This is a genomic window from Methylobacterium sp. PvR107 (assembly GCF_017833295.1).
Classification (GTDB): domain Bacteria; phylum Pseudomonadota; class Alphaproteobacteria; order Rhizobiales; family Beijerinckiaceae; genus Methylobacterium.
Map to the genome: position 1 here is coordinate 3641925 of NZ_JAFIBW010000001.1, position 14411 is coordinate 3656335.

16 protein-coding genes and 1 pseudogene are annotated in these 14411 nt (G+C 65.7%); 8 read left to right on the forward strand and 9 right to left on the reverse strand.

Annotated features, from left to right (window positions below; translation table 11 throughout):
- Positions 1–9 precede the first annotated feature (9 nt).
- From JOE48_RS17185 to JOE48_RS17200, 4 genes are read right to left on the reverse strand one after another with little or no spacing between them, the layout of a single operon-like run.
- Positions 10–924 (reverse strand): sigma-70 family RNA polymerase sigma factor, encoded by a 915-nt coding sequence (locus tag JOE48_RS17185; protein WP_210031627.1) that lies wholly within the window; start codon positions 922–924, stop codon positions 10–12.
- Entirely contained in the window at positions 914–1378 is a 465-nt protein-coding gene (locus JOE48_RS17190; protein WP_210031628.1) for a carboxymuconolactone decarboxylase family protein, read from the reverse strand. The genes JOE48_RS17185 and JOE48_RS17190 overlap by 11 nt, the downstream gene beginning before the upstream one ends.
- Before the next feature lie 52 nt (positions 1379–1430).
- Positions 1431–1862, reverse strand: a complete 432-nt coding sequence (locus JOE48_RS17195) for a cupin domain-containing protein (RefSeq protein WP_210031629.1) — start codon at positions 1860–1862, stop codon at positions 1431–1433.
- Positions 1863–1894: 32 nt separating this feature from the next.
- Entirely contained in the window at positions 1895–2650 is a 756-nt protein-coding gene (locus JOE48_RS17200; RefSeq protein WP_210031630.1) for an SDR family oxidoreductase, read from the reverse strand.
- A 488-nt stretch (positions 2651–3138) separates the two neighbouring features.
- On the opposite strand from JOE48_RS17200, the gene JOE48_RS17205 reads away from it, so the two are divergent.
- Complete coding sequence (locus tag JOE48_RS17205; protein ID WP_210031632.1) at positions 3139–4923, forward strand: adenylate/guanylate cyclase domain-containing protein; 1785 nt, start codon at positions 3139–3141, stop codon at positions 4921–4923.
- 10 nt (positions 4924–4933) lie between these two features.
- Positions 4934–5929, forward strand: coding sequence for an ABC transporter substrate-binding protein (locus JOE48_RS17210; RefSeq protein ID WP_210035857.1), 996 nt, complete (start codon positions 4934–4936; stop codon positions 5927–5929).
- A 25-nt stretch (positions 5930–5954) separates the two neighbouring features.
- On the opposite strand, the gene mddA is transcribed toward JOE48_RS17210, so the two are convergent.
- Positions 5955–6689 (reverse strand): methanethiol S-methyltransferase, encoded by a 735-nt coding sequence (gene mddA / locus JOE48_RS17215; protein ID WP_210031634.1) that lies wholly within the window; start codon positions 6687–6689, stop codon positions 5955–5957.
- A 142-nt stretch (positions 6690–6831) separates the two neighbouring features.
- Here mddA and JOE48_RS17220 point away from each other — a divergent pair, with 142 nt between their 5' ends.
- Complete coding sequence (locus tag JOE48_RS17220) at positions 6832–7011, forward strand: DUF1127 domain-containing protein (protein ID WP_210031636.1); 180 nt, start codon at positions 6832–6834, stop codon at positions 7009–7011.
- Positions 7012–7054: 43 nt separating this feature from the next.
- Here the strand turns inward: JOE48_RS17220 and JOE48_RS30390 are convergent.
- Positions 7055–7264, reverse strand: a pseudogene (locus tag JOE48_RS30390) (IS481 family transposase); the annotation flags it as partial.
- Positions 7265–7633: 369 nt separating this feature from the next.
- On the opposite strand from JOE48_RS30390, the gene JOE48_RS17225 reads away from it, so the two are divergent.
- A protein-coding gene (locus JOE48_RS17225) for an IS3 family transposase (RefSeq protein ID WP_210031638.1) occupies positions 7634–8745 on the forward strand; the annotation gives its coding sequence in 2 pieces (ribosomal slippage) (positions 7634–7883 and positions 7883–8745; 1113 coding nt in all).
- A 241-nt stretch (positions 8746–8986) separates the two neighbouring features.
- Here the strand turns inward: JOE48_RS17225 and JOE48_RS17230 are convergent.
- Both JOE48_RS17230 and JOE48_RS17235 read right to left on the reverse strand, forming a co-directional pair.
- Positions 8987–9190, reverse strand: a complete 204-nt coding sequence (locus JOE48_RS17230) for a hypothetical protein (RefSeq protein ID WP_210031639.1) — start codon at positions 9188–9190, stop codon at positions 8987–8989.
- A 283-nt stretch (positions 9191–9473) separates the two neighbouring features.
- Positions 9474–9725 carry a hypothetical protein gene (locus JOE48_RS17235; RefSeq protein ID WP_210031641.1) on the reverse strand — a complete coding sequence of 84 codons (252 nt, stop codon included), beginning with the start codon at positions 9723–9725 and terminating at the stop codon, positions 9474–9476.
- Between the two features lie 579 nt (positions 9726–10304).
- On the opposite strand from JOE48_RS17235, the gene JOE48_RS17240 reads away from it, so the two are divergent.
- Genes JOE48_RS17240 through JOE48_RS17250 form a run of 3 tightly spaced genes read left to right on the forward strand, consistent with a single transcriptional unit; the run spans position 10305 to position 12309 of the window.
- A complete protein-coding gene (locus tag JOE48_RS17240) occupies positions 10305–11273 on the forward strand; it encodes an MBL fold metallo-hydrolase (protein WP_210031642.1) in 969 nt (322 codons plus the stop codon).
- A 29-nt stretch (positions 11274–11302) separates the two neighbouring features.
- The gene (locus tag JOE48_RS17245) at positions 11303–11767 is read left to right on the forward strand and encodes a tetratricopeptide repeat protein (protein ID WP_210031644.1); all 465 of its coding nucleotides are present in this window, start codon (positions 11303–11305) and stop codon (positions 11765–11767) included.
- Between the two features lie 59 nt (positions 11768–11826).
- On the forward strand, positions 11827–12309 hold the full coding sequence (locus JOE48_RS17250) for a DoxX family protein (RefSeq protein ID WP_210031646.1): 483 nt from the start codon (positions 11827–11829) through the stop codon (positions 12307–12309).
- A gap of 296 nt (positions 12310–12605) precedes the next feature.
- On the opposite strand, the gene JOE48_RS17255 is transcribed toward JOE48_RS17250, so the two are convergent.
- The gene (locus tag JOE48_RS17255) at positions 12606–13397 is read right to left on the reverse strand and encodes a GntR family transcriptional regulator (RefSeq protein ID WP_210031647.1); all 792 of its coding nucleotides are present in this window, start codon (positions 13395–13397) and stop codon (positions 12606–12608) included.
- A 71-nt stretch (positions 13398–13468) separates the two neighbouring features.
- On the opposite strand from JOE48_RS17255, the gene JOE48_RS17260 reads away from it, so the two are divergent.
- Positions 13469–14404 carry a ribokinase gene (locus JOE48_RS17260; RefSeq protein WP_210031648.1) on the forward strand — a complete coding sequence of 312 codons (936 nt, stop codon included), beginning with the start codon at positions 13469–13471 and terminating at the stop codon, positions 14402–14404.
- The last annotated feature ends 7 nt before the right edge of the window (positions 14405–14411 follow it).

The window sequence follows — 14411 nt, forward strand, 5'->3', positions numbered from 1 at the left end:
AGGCGGACCTTAGAACAGTCCCGAAGGCGAGGATGCGGTCCGAACCGAAAGGCCGAGCGCCTGCACGATATGGCCGAGCTTGTCCGGATTGCGCGTGATGTAGATCCCGACGATCCTGCCGCCCTCGCAATCGAGGGCGGTCACCTGCAGGATGCCGCCGCGCTCCAGGCTGGCAAATCCTGGAAGGCCGTCGACCACCAGCGCCTTGAGGAAGGTGGCGGGATCGGCGGCGTGCTTGCGGGCGAGGCCGGCGAACAGCCTCAGGATCCGCTCGATACCGATGATCGGGTTGAGGAAGGCGATGACCTTGCCGCCGCCATCCGAACGGATCACGGCATCCTCGGCCAGCATCGCGCGCAGCCCGTCGACATCCCCGCTGCACGAGGCGGCGAAGAAGGCCCGGACGAGACGCTCCCCGTCCTCCCGGGCCACGGCGTAGCGCGGTCTCTCGGCCTGAACGTGCCTGCGCGCCCGCACGGCGAGTTGCCGGACCGCGGCGGCGTCGCGATGCAGCGTCGTCGCGACTTCGCCCAGCGGCACACCGAACACGTCATGCAGGAGGAAGGCGGCGCGCTCCAAGGGGGACAGCCGTTCCAGCGCCATCATCAGGGTCAGGGTGAGGTCGTCGCTGTCCAGCGACGGTTCCTCAGGCATTTCGACCAGCGGCTCGGGCAACCACGGGCCGACATAGGTCTCGCGCCGCGCGCGCGCCGAGCGCAGCGTGTCGAGGCACAGACGCGTGACAGTCCGGGATAGGAACGCGCCCGGTGACCGCACCGCATCGTGTCTCGTTTCGCGCCAGCGCAGCCACGCGTTCTGAACGACGTCCTCCGCCTCGGCGACCGAGCCGAGCATCCGGTAGGCGAGGCGGAGGAGCTTCGGCCGCTCCGCCTCGAAGGCGTCCGTGCCGGGATCAGGGGGCATCGCGCGAAGGATCCGCATCATGGTGCCCGCGCAGTCCGACCTGAAGGCGGTTCCACAGGTTGATGGCGCCGATCTGAAGCGTGAGTTGCACCTGCTCGGCCTCCGTGAAGTGCTCCTTCACCTGAGCGTACACCGCATCGGGGGCGCCGGTCTCCGACACCCGGGTCAACGCCTCGGTCCAGGCGAGCGCCGCGCGCTCGCGGGCGCTGTAGAGGTGCGCCTCGCGCCAGGCGTCCAGGAGGTAGATGCGCATCTCGCTCTCGCCCTGCTTGCGGGCAGCCGCCGCGTGCATGCCGATGCAGAAGGCGCAGCCGTTGATCTGCGACGCGCGCAGCTTCACCAGTTCGAGCAGGCCGTGCTCCAGATCGCCGGATCTGATGCTGGTCTCCACCGCCATCATCGCCTTGATGGCGGCCGGCGCGTGGGCGTAGGGGTTCTCGATTCGTGGGGTCATGGTCGGATCTCCGCGTGCTTCAGGTCGGAGGCGGGGCCAATGGCGGCGCGCCTTACCGGATCGGTGTCGTCAGGTTCGTCTCGGCAGTATCGACGACGAAGACGGCCAGCAGGCGCGCCGACTCCGTCGCGCTCGCGTTGGCGCTGACGCCGTGGCGGTCCCCGGGCATCTCGGCGAAGCTCTCGCCGGCTTTGTAGGTCCGCTCGGGCCCGTCATTCACCTTGCTGCGGATCGCCCCCGTCAGGACCGTCGCGTAGATGAAGGCGCTGTCCGGGTGCGTGTGCGCGGGCGAGGACCCGCCCGGCCCGTACTCGACGAGCACGGCCCTCATACTCTTGCCGGGGACGTTCGGCAGGACGTGGTCGAAGACGATTCCGACCCTCGCTTCGCCCCCGTCCAGGGACCTGCCGACAGGATCGTGCGCCAGTGCCGCGGTCGAGAGCAGAAGCGCCAGCGCGCCGACGGCGGATGTAGGCCTGATCATAGTCTCCTCCTTGAAAGGTCACGTTCCACGGATCAGGGGCGGGACACGGCGCGGCCGAGCCACTCTGCGAAACGAGTCGGCGCAAGCCGTGCCCGGTCCCCAGGCAGCAGGGAGCGCTCCTCCAAGACGACGCCGAAGTACGGGGACGCGGAATCGGTCACGACCTCACGGTCATCACCGGCCGCCTCAAGGTAGCGGCGCACCACGGCGTCGAGCGGGAAGGCCTCGGGACCGGCGATCTCGACCGTTCCGCGCGATGGCGGCGCGAGCGCGACGTCGGCGAGAGCCGCCGCGACGTCGTCCGACAGGATGGGCTGCACCCGCGCGGAGGTGAGGCGAACCGTCCGCCCGTCCGTCGCCCCGTGGGCGATCCCGCCCAGGAACTCGAAGAATTGCGTGGCGCGGACGATGGTCCACGGCACCGGACCGCCTGCGACCAGCGACTCCTGCGCCATCTTCGCGCGAAAATACCCGCTCGCCTGAAGGCGCTCGGTCCCGACGACCGAAAGGGCCACGTGGTGCCGTACGCGCGCCTCGCCCTCGGCGGAGAGCAGGTTGCGCGTTGAGCGCTCGAAGAAGTCCAGCACTGCCGCGTCGGCGAACGAGGGCGAGTTCGCGACGTCCACCACGACCTCGGCGCCGTCGAGCACCTCTGTCAGCCCTTCGCCCGTGACCGCGTTCACCCCCGTCGCGGGCGAGGCAGCCACGACCGTGCGGCCGCCTTGCTTCAGGCGCTCCACGAGCTTCGACCCGATCAGGCCGCTGCCCCCGATCACCACGATCTTCATGTGTTCAGTCCCATCACTCTGCGGAGGACCACCGCTCCGAGGCGGGGCCTTCGCGCTCATGACGAGGCGGGATCTCCGGATGTGACATCGCCACCGACGTTTCGAATCCGCAGGTGAGCGTGAGGCGGTTGCAGACGGCGATGTCGCGTCCCGCAGCGACGCAGGCCGGCGAGACCCACGGTCCGCTGCGTTCGGACCGTTGCCCGCGACGACGGCAAGCGCGCTCTGCGGGTAGCGCTGCCGCGACGAAGACGAGAGCACGGAAGACAAAGGTCGTCCGGTATCCGACACTGCTTCGACGCGGATCTCGGCCCCCGCTGTTGTATCGAACACGGGTCCGGCAGGCTGGCGCGGCCCTCACAACCGGGACATACTTGTGCGGCGTCCGCGAACTCGGGCAATCCTCGGCCCGCGCTTCGGCTGCATCTCACGGAGTCGCGGACGGGCGCTCCGGGAGCGCGCCGATGGGACCGCGAAAGGATGCGGCGATGGCCCGCTTCCCGATCCCTCTGCGGAACTCGCTGTTCCGGCAGTACTTCCTCGCCCTGTTCGCGGCCGTGGCTGTCCCTCTGCTCGCCGCTGGCGGCAGCCAGGCCTGGTTCGGGTATCGCGACCAGCGGGCGCGCCTGGATGACCTTCTCGGTGCCGAGGCCCGGACCGCGGCCGCCCGCATCGCGCATTTCATCGAGCAGATCGGCGATCAACTCGCATGGATGGTTCAGTTGTCCTGGACGGAGGCCGCTGATGAGCGCCGCCGCATCGATGGGCTGCGTCTGCTGCGCCAAGTCCCTGCCGTGACAAGCCTGCGGCTGATCGACGGCGCGTCGCGGGAGCGGCTCTCCGTCTCGCGGACCGGCCTCAATCGCGTCGAGAGCCATGCCGACGCGTCGGCGGACCCTCCGGTCCTGGGAGCTCGGACGAAGCGGGCATGGTTCAGCCCCGTCACGTTCCACCGCAATTCCGAACCGTACATGACCATGGCCTTGGCAGGAAACCGCATTGCGGCAGGTGTGGCGGTAGCCGAGATCAACCTGAAGCTGATCCTGGACGTCATTGCGGGGATCCGGGTCGGCGAGACTGGCCGAGCCTTCGTGCTCGATGGACCAGGCCGGCTCATCGCACATCCCGATATCAGCCTCGTTCTGCGCGGCTCCGAGGATCGGACAGGCGAGAACCTGCAGATGCTGCGGGCCGCTATCGTCGCGCAGGGTGGGGGTGCGGTCACGGGCCTGGACTTGGCGGGACGGACCGTCGTGGCCGCGATGGCATCAATCTCGGGGCCGGATTGGAGCGTGATCGTTCATCAGCCGGTCGCCGAAGCCTTCGCGCCAATCTACGCCGCCTTCTGGCGCCTTCTCGGCTTGCTTCTGGCCGGCACCGGCTTCGCTGCCGCCCTTGCCTATTGGCTCGCCAACCGCATGACCGGGCCGATCCGTCTGCTGGAGGAGGGCGCCGCGAGCATTGGCGCGGGCCGATTCGATCACCGCATCGAGATCGCGCGGGAGGACGAATTGGGCCGGCTCGCCGCCAGCTTCAATCAGATGGCGCGCGAGGTCTCGGTCTCTCAAGAGCGCTCAGAGCGTATCGATCGGCTCAAGCGCTTTCTCGCTCCACAGATCGCTGAACTCGTCGATCGGACCGGCGACGACAGCGTCCTCGACGGGCACCGCGTCGAGGTCGTCGTGGTCTTCGGTGACCTCCGCGGGTTCACGCCGTTCTCCGCCCGGTCAGAGCCCGCAGCGATCATGGGCGTTCTCGGCGAGTACCACGCGGCCATCGGCGCCATCGTGAACCGGCACAACGCGACGCTGGTGAGCCTCGCCGGCGACGGCGTCATGATCCTGGTCAATGCGCCCCTTGCCTGCCCGGAGCCGGCGCTGCGGGCCGCCCGCATGGTGATCGAGATGCAGGCGACGGTGCAGACCCTGGCTGCGACCTGGCGCGCGCGCGGTCACGCGCTCGGGTTCGGGATAGGCTTGGCGATGGGACCGGCCACGGTCGGTCGGATCGGCTCCGACAGTCGCCTCGACTACACCGCCATCGGCACGGTGACGAACCTCGCCTCTCGATTGTGCGCCTCAGCGCAGGATGGACAAATCCTCGTCGACAGCACAGCGGCCGAGGCCATCGGGAGCGGCGTTCCTCTCCTGTCGCTCGGGACGCGGCACCTGAAGGGCTTCGACGATCCGATCGCCGTCTTCGCCGTAGCGATCGGACGAGACGCCGATGCCCGATCGGCGCCAGACGAGGCACCTTGCACAACGCTCGGCTAGGAGTTGGCCGATGAGACGACGCGAAATCCTGAAGGGGCCCGCCGCCGCCCTGCTCGGCTGCGTGATGGCCGGAGCGCAGCGGGCGTCGGCGCAGCCGCGGACACTGCCGGTGATCGGGTATCTGGGCTCCGAGACGCCGGAGCGCGTCGCCAGCCGGCTCGCGGCCTTTCGTACTGGCTTGGCCGATACCGGACTCGTCGAGGGTCGAGACGTCGCCATCGCGTACCGCTGGGCGGACGGACGCTACGAACAGCTTCCCGCACTCGCGAAGGAACTGGTCGGCCATGGGATCGCGGTTCTGGTCGCCCCCGGAGGTGCGCCCGTGGTGCTCGCGGCGCGGGCGGCGACCGAGACAATCCCGATCGTATTTGAAATGGGCGGTGATCCGGTCGTTCTCGGCCTGGTGGACGATCTCGCGCGCCCGCGCGGCAATCTCACGGGCGTGTCGAGCCTGAGCGTCGAGGTCTCGAACAAGCGCCTTGAGTTCATGAAGGAGCTCTTTCCGACAGCGGACATCCTCGCAGTCGCAATCAACCCGACCAGTCCCACGGTCGGTTCGCAACTGGTCGGTCTTCGCACCGCAGCCGACAGCCTCGGCGTGCGGCTTCACCTGCTTGAGGCTAGTCGCGAGGACGTGTTCGAGGCCCTGTTCACGGAGCCGCGCCGGCTGGGGATACCAGGTCTCGTCTTCACCTCCGACCCCTTCTTTGCCTACCGCAGCGAGTATCTGGCGATGCTTGCCATCCGCTACGGCCTGCCCGCGATCACCCAATCCCGCGACTTCCCCATCGCCGGCGGCCTGATGAGCTACGGTGGCGACTTCGCGCAGTCGCATCGCCAAGCCGGCGTGTATGTCGGACGCGTGCTCAAGGGCGAGCCGCCTGGCGACCTGCCGGTGCAACTCGTGACGAGGGTGGAGCTGTTCGCCAATATGAAGGCGGCCTCGCGTCTCGGCATGACGGTGCCGCCCTCGATCCTGAGCAGCGCCGACGGAGTCATCGAATAGAGAGCGGAGCCGAGCGGACGTCGCATCAGCGCGCGCCGCGAAATCGCGGCAGGAGCATGCCCGCCTCGCGCCGATAGCGGATGTAGCGGTCGCCGAAGACGGTGACGAGGTCGCGCTCCTCCAGCTGAATACCGACGAGGATGTACGCCGTCGTCACCGCCGCAAATAGCAGGTGGCCAACCGTCATTGTCGGGGTCGCCCAGAAGGCGATGACGAAGCCAAGGTATATCGGATGCCGAACGTGCTTGTAGAGGAACGGGGTCGTGAACGCGGCGTCGCCTCGCGCGCGCGCCTGCCAACCCTGGATGGCCTGCTTCAGGCCGAAGAGGTCGAAATGGCTGATCATGAATGTGCTTGCGACGACGACGAGCCAGCCGATCCAGTAGAGCCCCGTGATCAGCGACGCTGCAACCGGCTCGGAGACCGACCATACGATCGACGGAAGGGGGCGCCACTGCCAGAACAGCAGTAACAGTGCGAGGCTCGCTAGCAGGACGTAAGTGCTGCGCTCGATGGGCTTCGGAATAAGGCGTGTCCACCAGGCCTTGAAGCGCGGGCGGGCCATCACGCTGTGCTGAAGCGCGAAGACGGTGAGCAGGGCAACGTCCACCATGACGGCGAGCCATGGCTCGACAATCGGTCCGTCGTCGACAGTCTTCGGAACAGGGCCGCCTCCGAGGAAGCCGATGGCGTAGAGGAAGGACACGATGAAGATCGCGTAGGAGACGAAGGCGTACAGAATGCGGGCAGCGTGGGACATGGCGGACCTCGGTCGATAAGTGCGTGATCAGCCGCCCTGTCAGGCTAAGTCCTGGCCCGGCGTCTCGCGGCACAACCCCTATCCGGCAGATCGCCCGCCCCGTCTGTGACGGCGATCACAGACGGGGCGGACCCGCCTTGGCATGTCGATCTCCTCGGCCGAGGAGGATCATGTGATGACCATGTTCTCAGCCTTCAGACGCTGGCTTGACTATCGTCGCACGACGAACGAGCTCGCCCTGTTCAACGACCGCAACCTCGCGGATATCGGCCTTGTTCGCTTCGATGTCATGCAAGTCGAGGCTGTCAGGCTCATGCGATAGCTTCGCTGCCAGCCTCGGCCCGAGTGCCTGAGCCGTGGAGCCGTCAGGCCGAAATGTATGGTCCCGTGATGTGGTGTGACGCGTCGAGGCTGAATCGGTCAGGCTCTTTGGTCCAGATCTGAAGGATAGGCCCGAAGGGCGTGAGGCCCCGCAGAGTCTTCAGCCGCCGGGCATGGTTGTAGGTGTCGACGAACAGCTGCAAGTGTGGTGGAAGCTGTTCCCGGGTCTCGTGGTGGTAGCGCTTTGCCGCCGCTCTGGTGCTCTCCTGACGTCCCTGTATGGCGCGACGGGCCGCCCCCGTCGTGCGGGCCTTGCCCTGGAGAATTTGGCCCCTGGCGCATCCCTCGCGGCATGATGGTCAACCGATCCACCACACGGCGGGATCAAACATCCAGATCGTGCTCGCGCCCATGGAGACCACGCGGTCCGAATTGGCGGGGGAGGGCAAGACTGCACTGAACGATCGAGATCTGCTTTGGCACTGGAAAGGGCGACCATGTCCCCGGCCAATGCGAGGCGTCTCCTTGGACTTCCGGCACCGCCACATGACGTTTCGCGACTGACCTTGCCCCCTGGATTGCCCTCGATCTGAAGCTAGGGTCCGTCGATCAGGAGACGGACGATGAAGAAGAGCCGGTTCAGTGAAGAGCAGATTATCGGCATCCTGAAGGAGCAGCAGGCTGGCCTGCCGGTCGCCGATATCTGTCGCCGCCACGGCATCAGCGACGCGACGTTCTACACATGGCGTTCGCGCTACGGTGGCATGGAGGTCTCGGATGCGCGGCGTCTGAAGGCGCTCGATGAGGAGAACCGCAAGCTCAAGAAGCTCCTGGCCGAGGCGATGCTCGACGTGGCCACGCTGCGCGAGGCACTGGGAAAAAACTTCTAACGCCTGGAGCACGGAGAACAGCCGTGAGCTGGGCCATCGAGGAGAAGGGCTATTCGCAGCGTCGCGCCTGTGGGCTGATCGGCCTGGAGCCGAAGACATACCGCTACGCCCCGACCCGTGATGATGATGCGGCCGTGCGGGTACGCCTGCGCAGCCTGGCCGGCGAGCGTCGTCGCTTTGGCTATCGGCGCCTGCTTATCCTGCTGCGGCGGGAGGGCCTTAAGCTGAATCACAAGAAGCTGTTCCGGCTCTACCGGGAGGAGCGGCTGTCGGTGCGCAGGCGGGGTGGGCGCAAACGAGCCCTAGGGACGCGGGCACCGGCCGCCGTGCCGCAGGAGCCGAACCAGCGCTGGAGCCTCGACTTCGTCTCCGACACGCTCGACGACGGACGGCGCTTCCGCATCCTCGTCGTGGTCGACGACTGCACGCGGGAGTGCCTGGCGCTCGTGGTCGACACGTCGCTGTCCGGCCAGCGGGTCGCGCGCGAACTCGACCGGATCATCGCGGATCGGGGCAAGCCGGTTATGATCGTCTCGGACAACGGCACCGAGCTGACCTCGCACGCCATTCTTCGCTGGCAGGAGGAGCGTGCGGTCGCGTGGCACTACATCGCTCCCGGCAAGCCGCAGCAGAACGGCTTCGTTGAAAGCTTGAACGGGCGCTTGCGCGACGAGTGCTTGAACGAGCATCTCTTCCGGAGCCTGTCGGCGGCTCGGACCATCATCGAGGCGTGGCGGGTGGACTACAACACCTGCCGCCCTCACACGAGCCTCGGCGGACTCACCCCGAACGCGTTTGCAACCCGGTCCAAACAGGACCAGAACCAGAACGGACTCTGGTTATGAACGGGGGCAAACAGGGGGCAAGGTCACGACCAGGCAGCCAGCACCCACGCGCGCTGATCGATCGCGGGAGCGCTAGATAACGATCACAGCCAGCATGGCGGCCGATGACCCCTCCCGGAGACGCGACGCCTGATGTTGATCCAAACTAGATACGACGTTCCACGAGCCGTAAATTTGAGCAATCACACAAGCTCAGATCTATCGACCGGTGCGTTCGATAATCGCGAACGCGACCAGAAATTTATTTCTGAGCAAGACATTTATTGACGTCGCCGGGCAACAGCCAATCACAGCTCGCAGCCGGGCGGATGGCTCCAGCCTCCGCGACAGCGGCCTCACTGATTGGCGGCGACGCCAGCACGGTTGCGCCGAAAGCTATGGCGGTGGCGGCGAATGCGAACAGCACGAGGTCGCGTCGCTGCGCGCGGAGCAAGAGAGCGGACATGGCGTCCTCCCAAGCGGCGCATAGGGTGCGCCAGAAGTAAGATTAGATCCTGCCGTCTGGTTACCGCGTCCTCCAATTGGTGGAGCGTTGTCTGATTTCCAAGCCCTGTTCTGCCGCTGGCACGTTCAGTAAGGACGACAGAGCTAAGCCGCTTGTACGATCCAGCCGAGTACCGTAGCGCACCGCTCGGCTTGGTCGCGAGTCAGCCCGGAGGCGACGACATCTCCGTTGCGGTAGACCGCAAAGGTGCCGTCATCAGAGATGCGGATCTTGATCGAGGGCATCAGGCACCGCCGCCTTCGAGGGCTTCGAGTTGCTTCAGCCCCGCGGGAGTGATCCGCCACGTTGCGAAGGTCCCGCCCAGATGAGGGCCTGCCTGCTCCCCGAGCCACGCGAAAACGCCGCGACTCTCAAGGCCGCACAAGCGGCTGTGATCACCCGGCCAATCTCGGTCCAGCTGCCGTTTGACGGACACGCATCCGTCGATCGACTCAGCGGCTTTGGCAAGCAGGCGACGCTCGTGATTGACCAGCATTGGCTCTCCTGGGTGCGGCAGCTCCATCACGCGTCACGTCCCTCCAGGGTGGCGCGTATGGTTAAGCTTCAGCAACAGTGCGGCAACAATGTGGGTTTCTGCGTAGTCGCCTCGGCAGTCGCGGGGCCGCTCGCGGCTCCGATACGCGCGTGTGGGTTCGGTCCACTCCTGCTGCTCCTCTCGCAGGAACGTCATCAAGGTCCACCCCTTGCCCGCAACAGGTCGTCCCGAGGCTGGCCGAGTTCCCGGCTCTCGTCGCCGAGGTGCCGAGCGCTGAGGTCACGCTGCCACAGCCGCGCACCGCGCGCCGCCCGGCGCTGACGGCATCTTGTGCCGGCCGGGGCGAAACCTGAGCCAAGCGAGACGCGCCGTATCCGGACGACCGCATTCGGTGAAGCAGCCCGCTTCGATCGAAGAAAGAGTCTGGAATAAATCGCCCGCGCCTTCGGTTTCCAACAACAGTGAGGAGCTGCCGCGCCCGGCAGCCTGTCGGAGGACAGTCTCCACTTCGGATCGGAGACCCGACGAAGCACGCGTGCTCTCACTCATCGAGATCCGACCCGCAGGGGAGGGTTGTTCATGGTGACTTTATCTCGCCGGGTTGCCTGTGCGGCCTTCGGCGCGGCGGTGGCCTTCGGCCTGAACCGGCCCCTGCGCTTCATGCCCGCCGCCGGTGCCGCATCGGTCGAGCCGACCGTCGGCTTCCACAGATTCAAGGTCGGCTCGGTCGAGGTCACGGCCGTCTATGACGGCATCTGGCGCAAGCCGCACGATCCGGCCTTCATCAAGGACGTGACCGTCGACCAGACCAAGGAGGCGCTCGCGAAGGCGGGCCTGACGACCGACTTCATGCCGATCCCGCTGACCGTCTTCGTGATCAAGCTCGGCGATCGATACGTCCTGTGCGATGCGGGCTCGGGCGTCGGGCAGTGGCAGGCCAACGCCACGCATCTGCCCGGCAACATGGCGGCGGCGGGCATCGACCACAGCAAAATCGGCACCGTCCTCATCTCGCACTTCCACCCCGACCACGTCTGGGGGCTGATGCAGAAGGGCACGAACGCGCCGACTTTCCCGAACGCCGAACTCGTCGTCAGCAGTACGGAGTTCCGGTGGTGGACCGATCCGGAGCGGGTTGGGAAGCTACCGGAGGGTCGGCGCGTCGCGGGCAAGCGGATCGCGGACGTGTTCCCGACCTGGAGGAACTGGCGTCTGGTTGAGGACGGTTCCGAGGTGGCGCCCGGAATCCGGCTCGTCTTCGCGCCGGGACACACGCCCGGCCACTCCGCGCTGCTGGTCACCTCCGGCACGGAGCAGCTGATGATCTCGGCCGACACGATGTACGTGCCGGCGCTGCTCGCGCCTCATCCCGACTGGCAGGGCAGCTACGACCAGGATGGCCCGATGGCGGCCCGCACCCGCCGTAAGCTGATCGACCGCATCATCGCCGACAACGTCACGATCTGCGGCTCGCACTTCCCGTTCCCGGGCTCCGGCACCTTCGTCAGGGATGGCGATGCCTACGCTTTCACGCCTGCTGAAGTCTGACCCCTCTCGATGAACAAGGAGACCAGACCATGACCAAGAATGTCATCCTGCGCGCCGTTGTTCTGACGGCCGGCTTCACGGCGACCCTACTCACTGCCTCGCTGCCCGCCTTCGCGGTCGATGACGACGCGCCGAGCAGTTCGGTTGATCTCGCCTCGGTGAGGGCCAAGATCGCCGCCAAGAACTACGAGGCCGCTCTCACCGAGCTGCGCGATCTGGCCGAGGACAACCAGCAGGCGGACATCTACAACCTGCTCGGCTTGACCCTGCGCAGGACCGGAGACCTTAAGACGTCGCTGGCCTACTACACCAAGGCCCTCGACTTGAGGCCGGACTACAGGGCGGCGCGCGAGTACCTCGGCGAATTATATGTCGAGATGGGCGACATGGCCAAAGCCAAGGACCAGCTCGCCGCACTCGGGAAGCTCTGTCCTGACGGCTGCGAGGAACGCGTGGACCTCGAAAAGGCGATTGCCGCGAGGGCAGGCGGCTGACGAAGGCGCGGGACCGATGGCGGTCCCGCGCCCGGCACGCATCCTTCGAGGACTTCGCCATGGCCCTGTCGTTTCGTGTCGTCCCGCCTCCCGTGCGCGACGGCCTGCTGCTGCTGGCCCGGCTGCTGCTCGCCTGGATCTTCCTCCACGAGGGCTTCGTGCTGGCCGCGAACTTCGACAGCGCCCTCGCCGCGATGGCCAAGCTCGGCGTCCCGGCGCCGCTGGCCGCCGCGACCATTCTGCTTCAGCTCGGGGCGGGGCTCGCGGTCGCGTCTGGCTGGCGGACGCGAGCCGCCGCGCTGTCGCTCTGCCTCTTCTGTGTTGCGACCGCCGTCCTTTTCCATGCGCACTTCGCCGCGCGCAACGAGATGCTGCACTTCCAAAAGGATCTGGCGATCGCGGGCGGCCTGTGCGGCTTGTCGGTAGCCGGTGCCGGTCGGTTCTCAGTCGATGGCCTTATCCGAATATGGAAAGCGTCGCGTGCGAAGATGGCGTCGAATCGCGATCTGTATCGCGAATTCGGGGACGGGAGATCGCGGTAAAAGGACGGAGCGCGATCGCTTTGAGACGCTTGCCACTCTCGGGCATGGGCCGCGGCAACCGCCTCATCAGGCGGCCCATGGCCGGGTCCTGCGGCGTTCCGGAAAGGGGTCGCGATTGGGCGCCATAGCGACGTCCGATTTTCCAAAGTCCTGTCTGAAGGCTGCCGTTCCGCTTCCGGCCCCTTCAAAAGATTTTGGGGCGGCGCCGAATGCTAGACGCAGATCGAGTCGTTATAAGGATTTGATGAACTGGGTCTCAGCTTCTCCGCATAGGCCTCAACCTGGAGCCATATATGTTATGTGCTAAGGTTGAGCCTGTATCGATATACATCTCCTCGAAACAGTCCCTCAACATATTCGATCATAGTCGAGTGCTGATTGTAGCTGTGCCGCTTGATCAGCAAGCACGGAAGCGGAGCGTCGAAACCAAAAATCTCGCATTCCGCGGCTGTCGGCAGCGTCGCCTCAACGGTCTGCTCGCAGCGGACCAGGCGGCCACCATCATGTTGGGCCAGAAAAGCATAAACCGAACCCGACAGGTCGCCGTTTTCAAGTGCTGGAACCGCCCTGATGTTATACCAGGCGATCTCGCGCGACATCGGTACTCCGTCGCCCGAGCGCACCCGGGTAAGCCTGAGAAACGGCGCGGTCGATGGCAGGCCGAAGATTGACGCGATCGAGCGGTCTTCAGTAACCACCCGTTCTAGAACGCGCGACGACGGAATTTTTCCGAGCTCGCGCATTTCCTCTGTAAACCCTTTCAGGCGGTCCATCCCAGGGCGGACAGGCTCAGGTCGACGTCGAACGAGAAAACCCAAGCGTCCTCGCGGTACGAGAAGCTCATCATCGCGAAGCTCGGCGTAGGCGCGTTGCACCGTGACCCGACTGACACCCAGGCTCTCGGCAAGTTGACGCTCGGCCGGCAGGATGACGCCGGGCGGCAGCGAGCCCGACACGATCAACTCACGCAGCTGCTCCTCGATTTGCCGGTAAAGCGGCATCGCGGTGTCATCGCGCAACCGCAGCAGTGACAACACCGAGGGGCGCTCGCCGATCGTGAAACGTGACTCAGCTTCGTTGTATGTCATCTGCTTTCCGGATCGCACCGCTTGCCGAGTTCCGGTACTGTACCCCAAGCTGAACCGAACCCGAGCGCGACATGCAGGTCTTCGTTGTTGGAAGCTTCGTGGTCGCCTGCTCGGTCAAAGTAGCACGGTTGCCAGACCCTGGTGAATCGCTCAGGGGCTCAGCGTTCGTAGCGGAACCCGGCGGGAAGGGCTTCAACCTTGCGCTCGCCGCGAGCCGGCTCGGTATCGGCGTGGACGGCATCTTCGCCGTCGGAGCCGATGTCTTCACACCCGTTGCCTTATCAACCTTCGCGCAGGTCGGTTTCTCATCTGAAATGCTTGTGCATCATGAGGGCTCGACAGGTGCAGGTGTCGCCTTCGTCGATCCCGCAGGAGAGAACTGTCTCGCCGTATGCCTCGGCGCCAACCTTTCGCTGACGGCCGAGGACGTCCTCAGGGTTGCTCCGCGCCTGCGTCGTTCGGATATAGTGGCCGCGACGTTCGAGTCCCCTGACGCTGCCATCGGCACGGCGTTTTCACTTGCTCGCGCGGGCGGAATACGAACGATTCTAAATCCATCGCCGGTTCGCCCGATCGCTTCTTCCATCCTCTCCAACACATCAATCCTCATCGTCAACGCGGTCGAAGCTGCAGCACTCGGTTTCGGCGATTTCACCGAGATGCCCGATCCAATGCATGTGACGCGCGCGATCGGCAGGCTCTTGAGCAATGGCTTGGAACTGCTCGTCGTCACTATGGGGCGTAGCGGCGCGATCGCCTTCCGCTCACAGGCGCCTCCCCTTTATCAAGCGGCCTTTGAGGTTCTGGCAGTCGATACGGTCGGTGCGGGAGACGCGTTCGCAGCCGGCTTCATCACCAGCACGCTCAAAGCCAAACCGCTCGCGGAAGCGCTCCGATTCGCATCGGCATGCGGAGCCCTCACCACCCGTCGGTTCGGCGCATTCGATAGCTTTCCAAATACGGCCTCCATGGAAGAATTTATGGCCTTGAACATTCCGGCGCTATGATAAAACT

Coding starts and splice junctions, on each gene's coding strand:
- JOE48_RS17185 (WP_210031627.1), bottom strand. CDS start 924: ATGCCCCCTGATCCCGGCACGGACGCCTTCGAGGCGGAGCGGCCGAAG.
- JOE48_RS17190 (WP_210031628.1), bottom strand. CDS start 1,378: ATGACCCCACGAATCGAGAACCCCTACGCCCACGCGCCGGCCGCCATC.
- JOE48_RS17195 (WP_210031629.1), bottom strand. CDS start 1,862: ATGATCAGGCCTACATCCGCCGTCGGCGCGCTGGCGCTTCTGCTCTCG.
- JOE48_RS17200 (WP_210031630.1), bottom strand. CDS start 2,650: ATGAAGATCGTGGTGATCGGGGGCAGCGGCCTGATCGGGTCGAAGCTC.
- JOE48_RS17205 (WP_210031632.1), top strand. CDS start 3,139: ATGGCCCGCTTCCCGATCCCTCTGCGGAACTCGCTGTTCCGGCAGTAC.
- JOE48_RS17210 (WP_210035857.1), top strand. CDS start 4,934: ATGAGACGACGCGAAATCCTGAAGGGGCCCGCCGCCGCCCTGCTCGGC.
- mddA (WP_210031634.1), bottom strand. CDS start 6,689: ATGTCCCACGCTGCCCGCATTCTGTACGCCTTCGTCTCCTACGCGATC.
- JOE48_RS17220 (WP_210031636.1), top strand. CDS start 6,832: ATGTCGATCTCCTCGGCCGAGGAGGATCATGTGATGACCATGTTCTCA.
- JOE48_RS17230 (WP_210031639.1), bottom strand. CDS start 9,190: ATGTCCGCTCTCTTGCTCCGCGCGCAGCGACGCGACCTCGTGCTGTTC.
- JOE48_RS17235 (WP_210031641.1), bottom strand. CDS start 9,725: ATGCTGGTCAATCACGAGCGTCGCCTGCTTGCCAAAGCCGCTGAGTCG.
- JOE48_RS17240 (WP_210031642.1), top strand. CDS start 10,305: ATGGTGACTTTATCTCGCCGGGTTGCCTGTGCGGCCTTCGGCGCGGCG.
- JOE48_RS17245 (WP_210031644.1), top strand. CDS start 11,303: ATGACCAAGAATGTCATCCTGCGCGCCGTTGTTCTGACGGCCGGCTTC.
- JOE48_RS17250 (WP_210031646.1), top strand. CDS start 11,827: ATGGCCCTGTCGTTTCGTGTCGTCCCGCCTCCCGTGCGCGACGGCCTG.
- JOE48_RS17255 (WP_210031647.1), bottom strand. CDS start 13,397: ATGACATACAACGAAGCTGAGTCACGTTTCACGATCGGCGAGCGCCCC.
- JOE48_RS17260 (WP_210031648.1), top strand. CDS start 13,469: ATGCAGGTCTTCGTTGTTGGAAGCTTCGTGGTCGCCTGCTCGGTCAAA.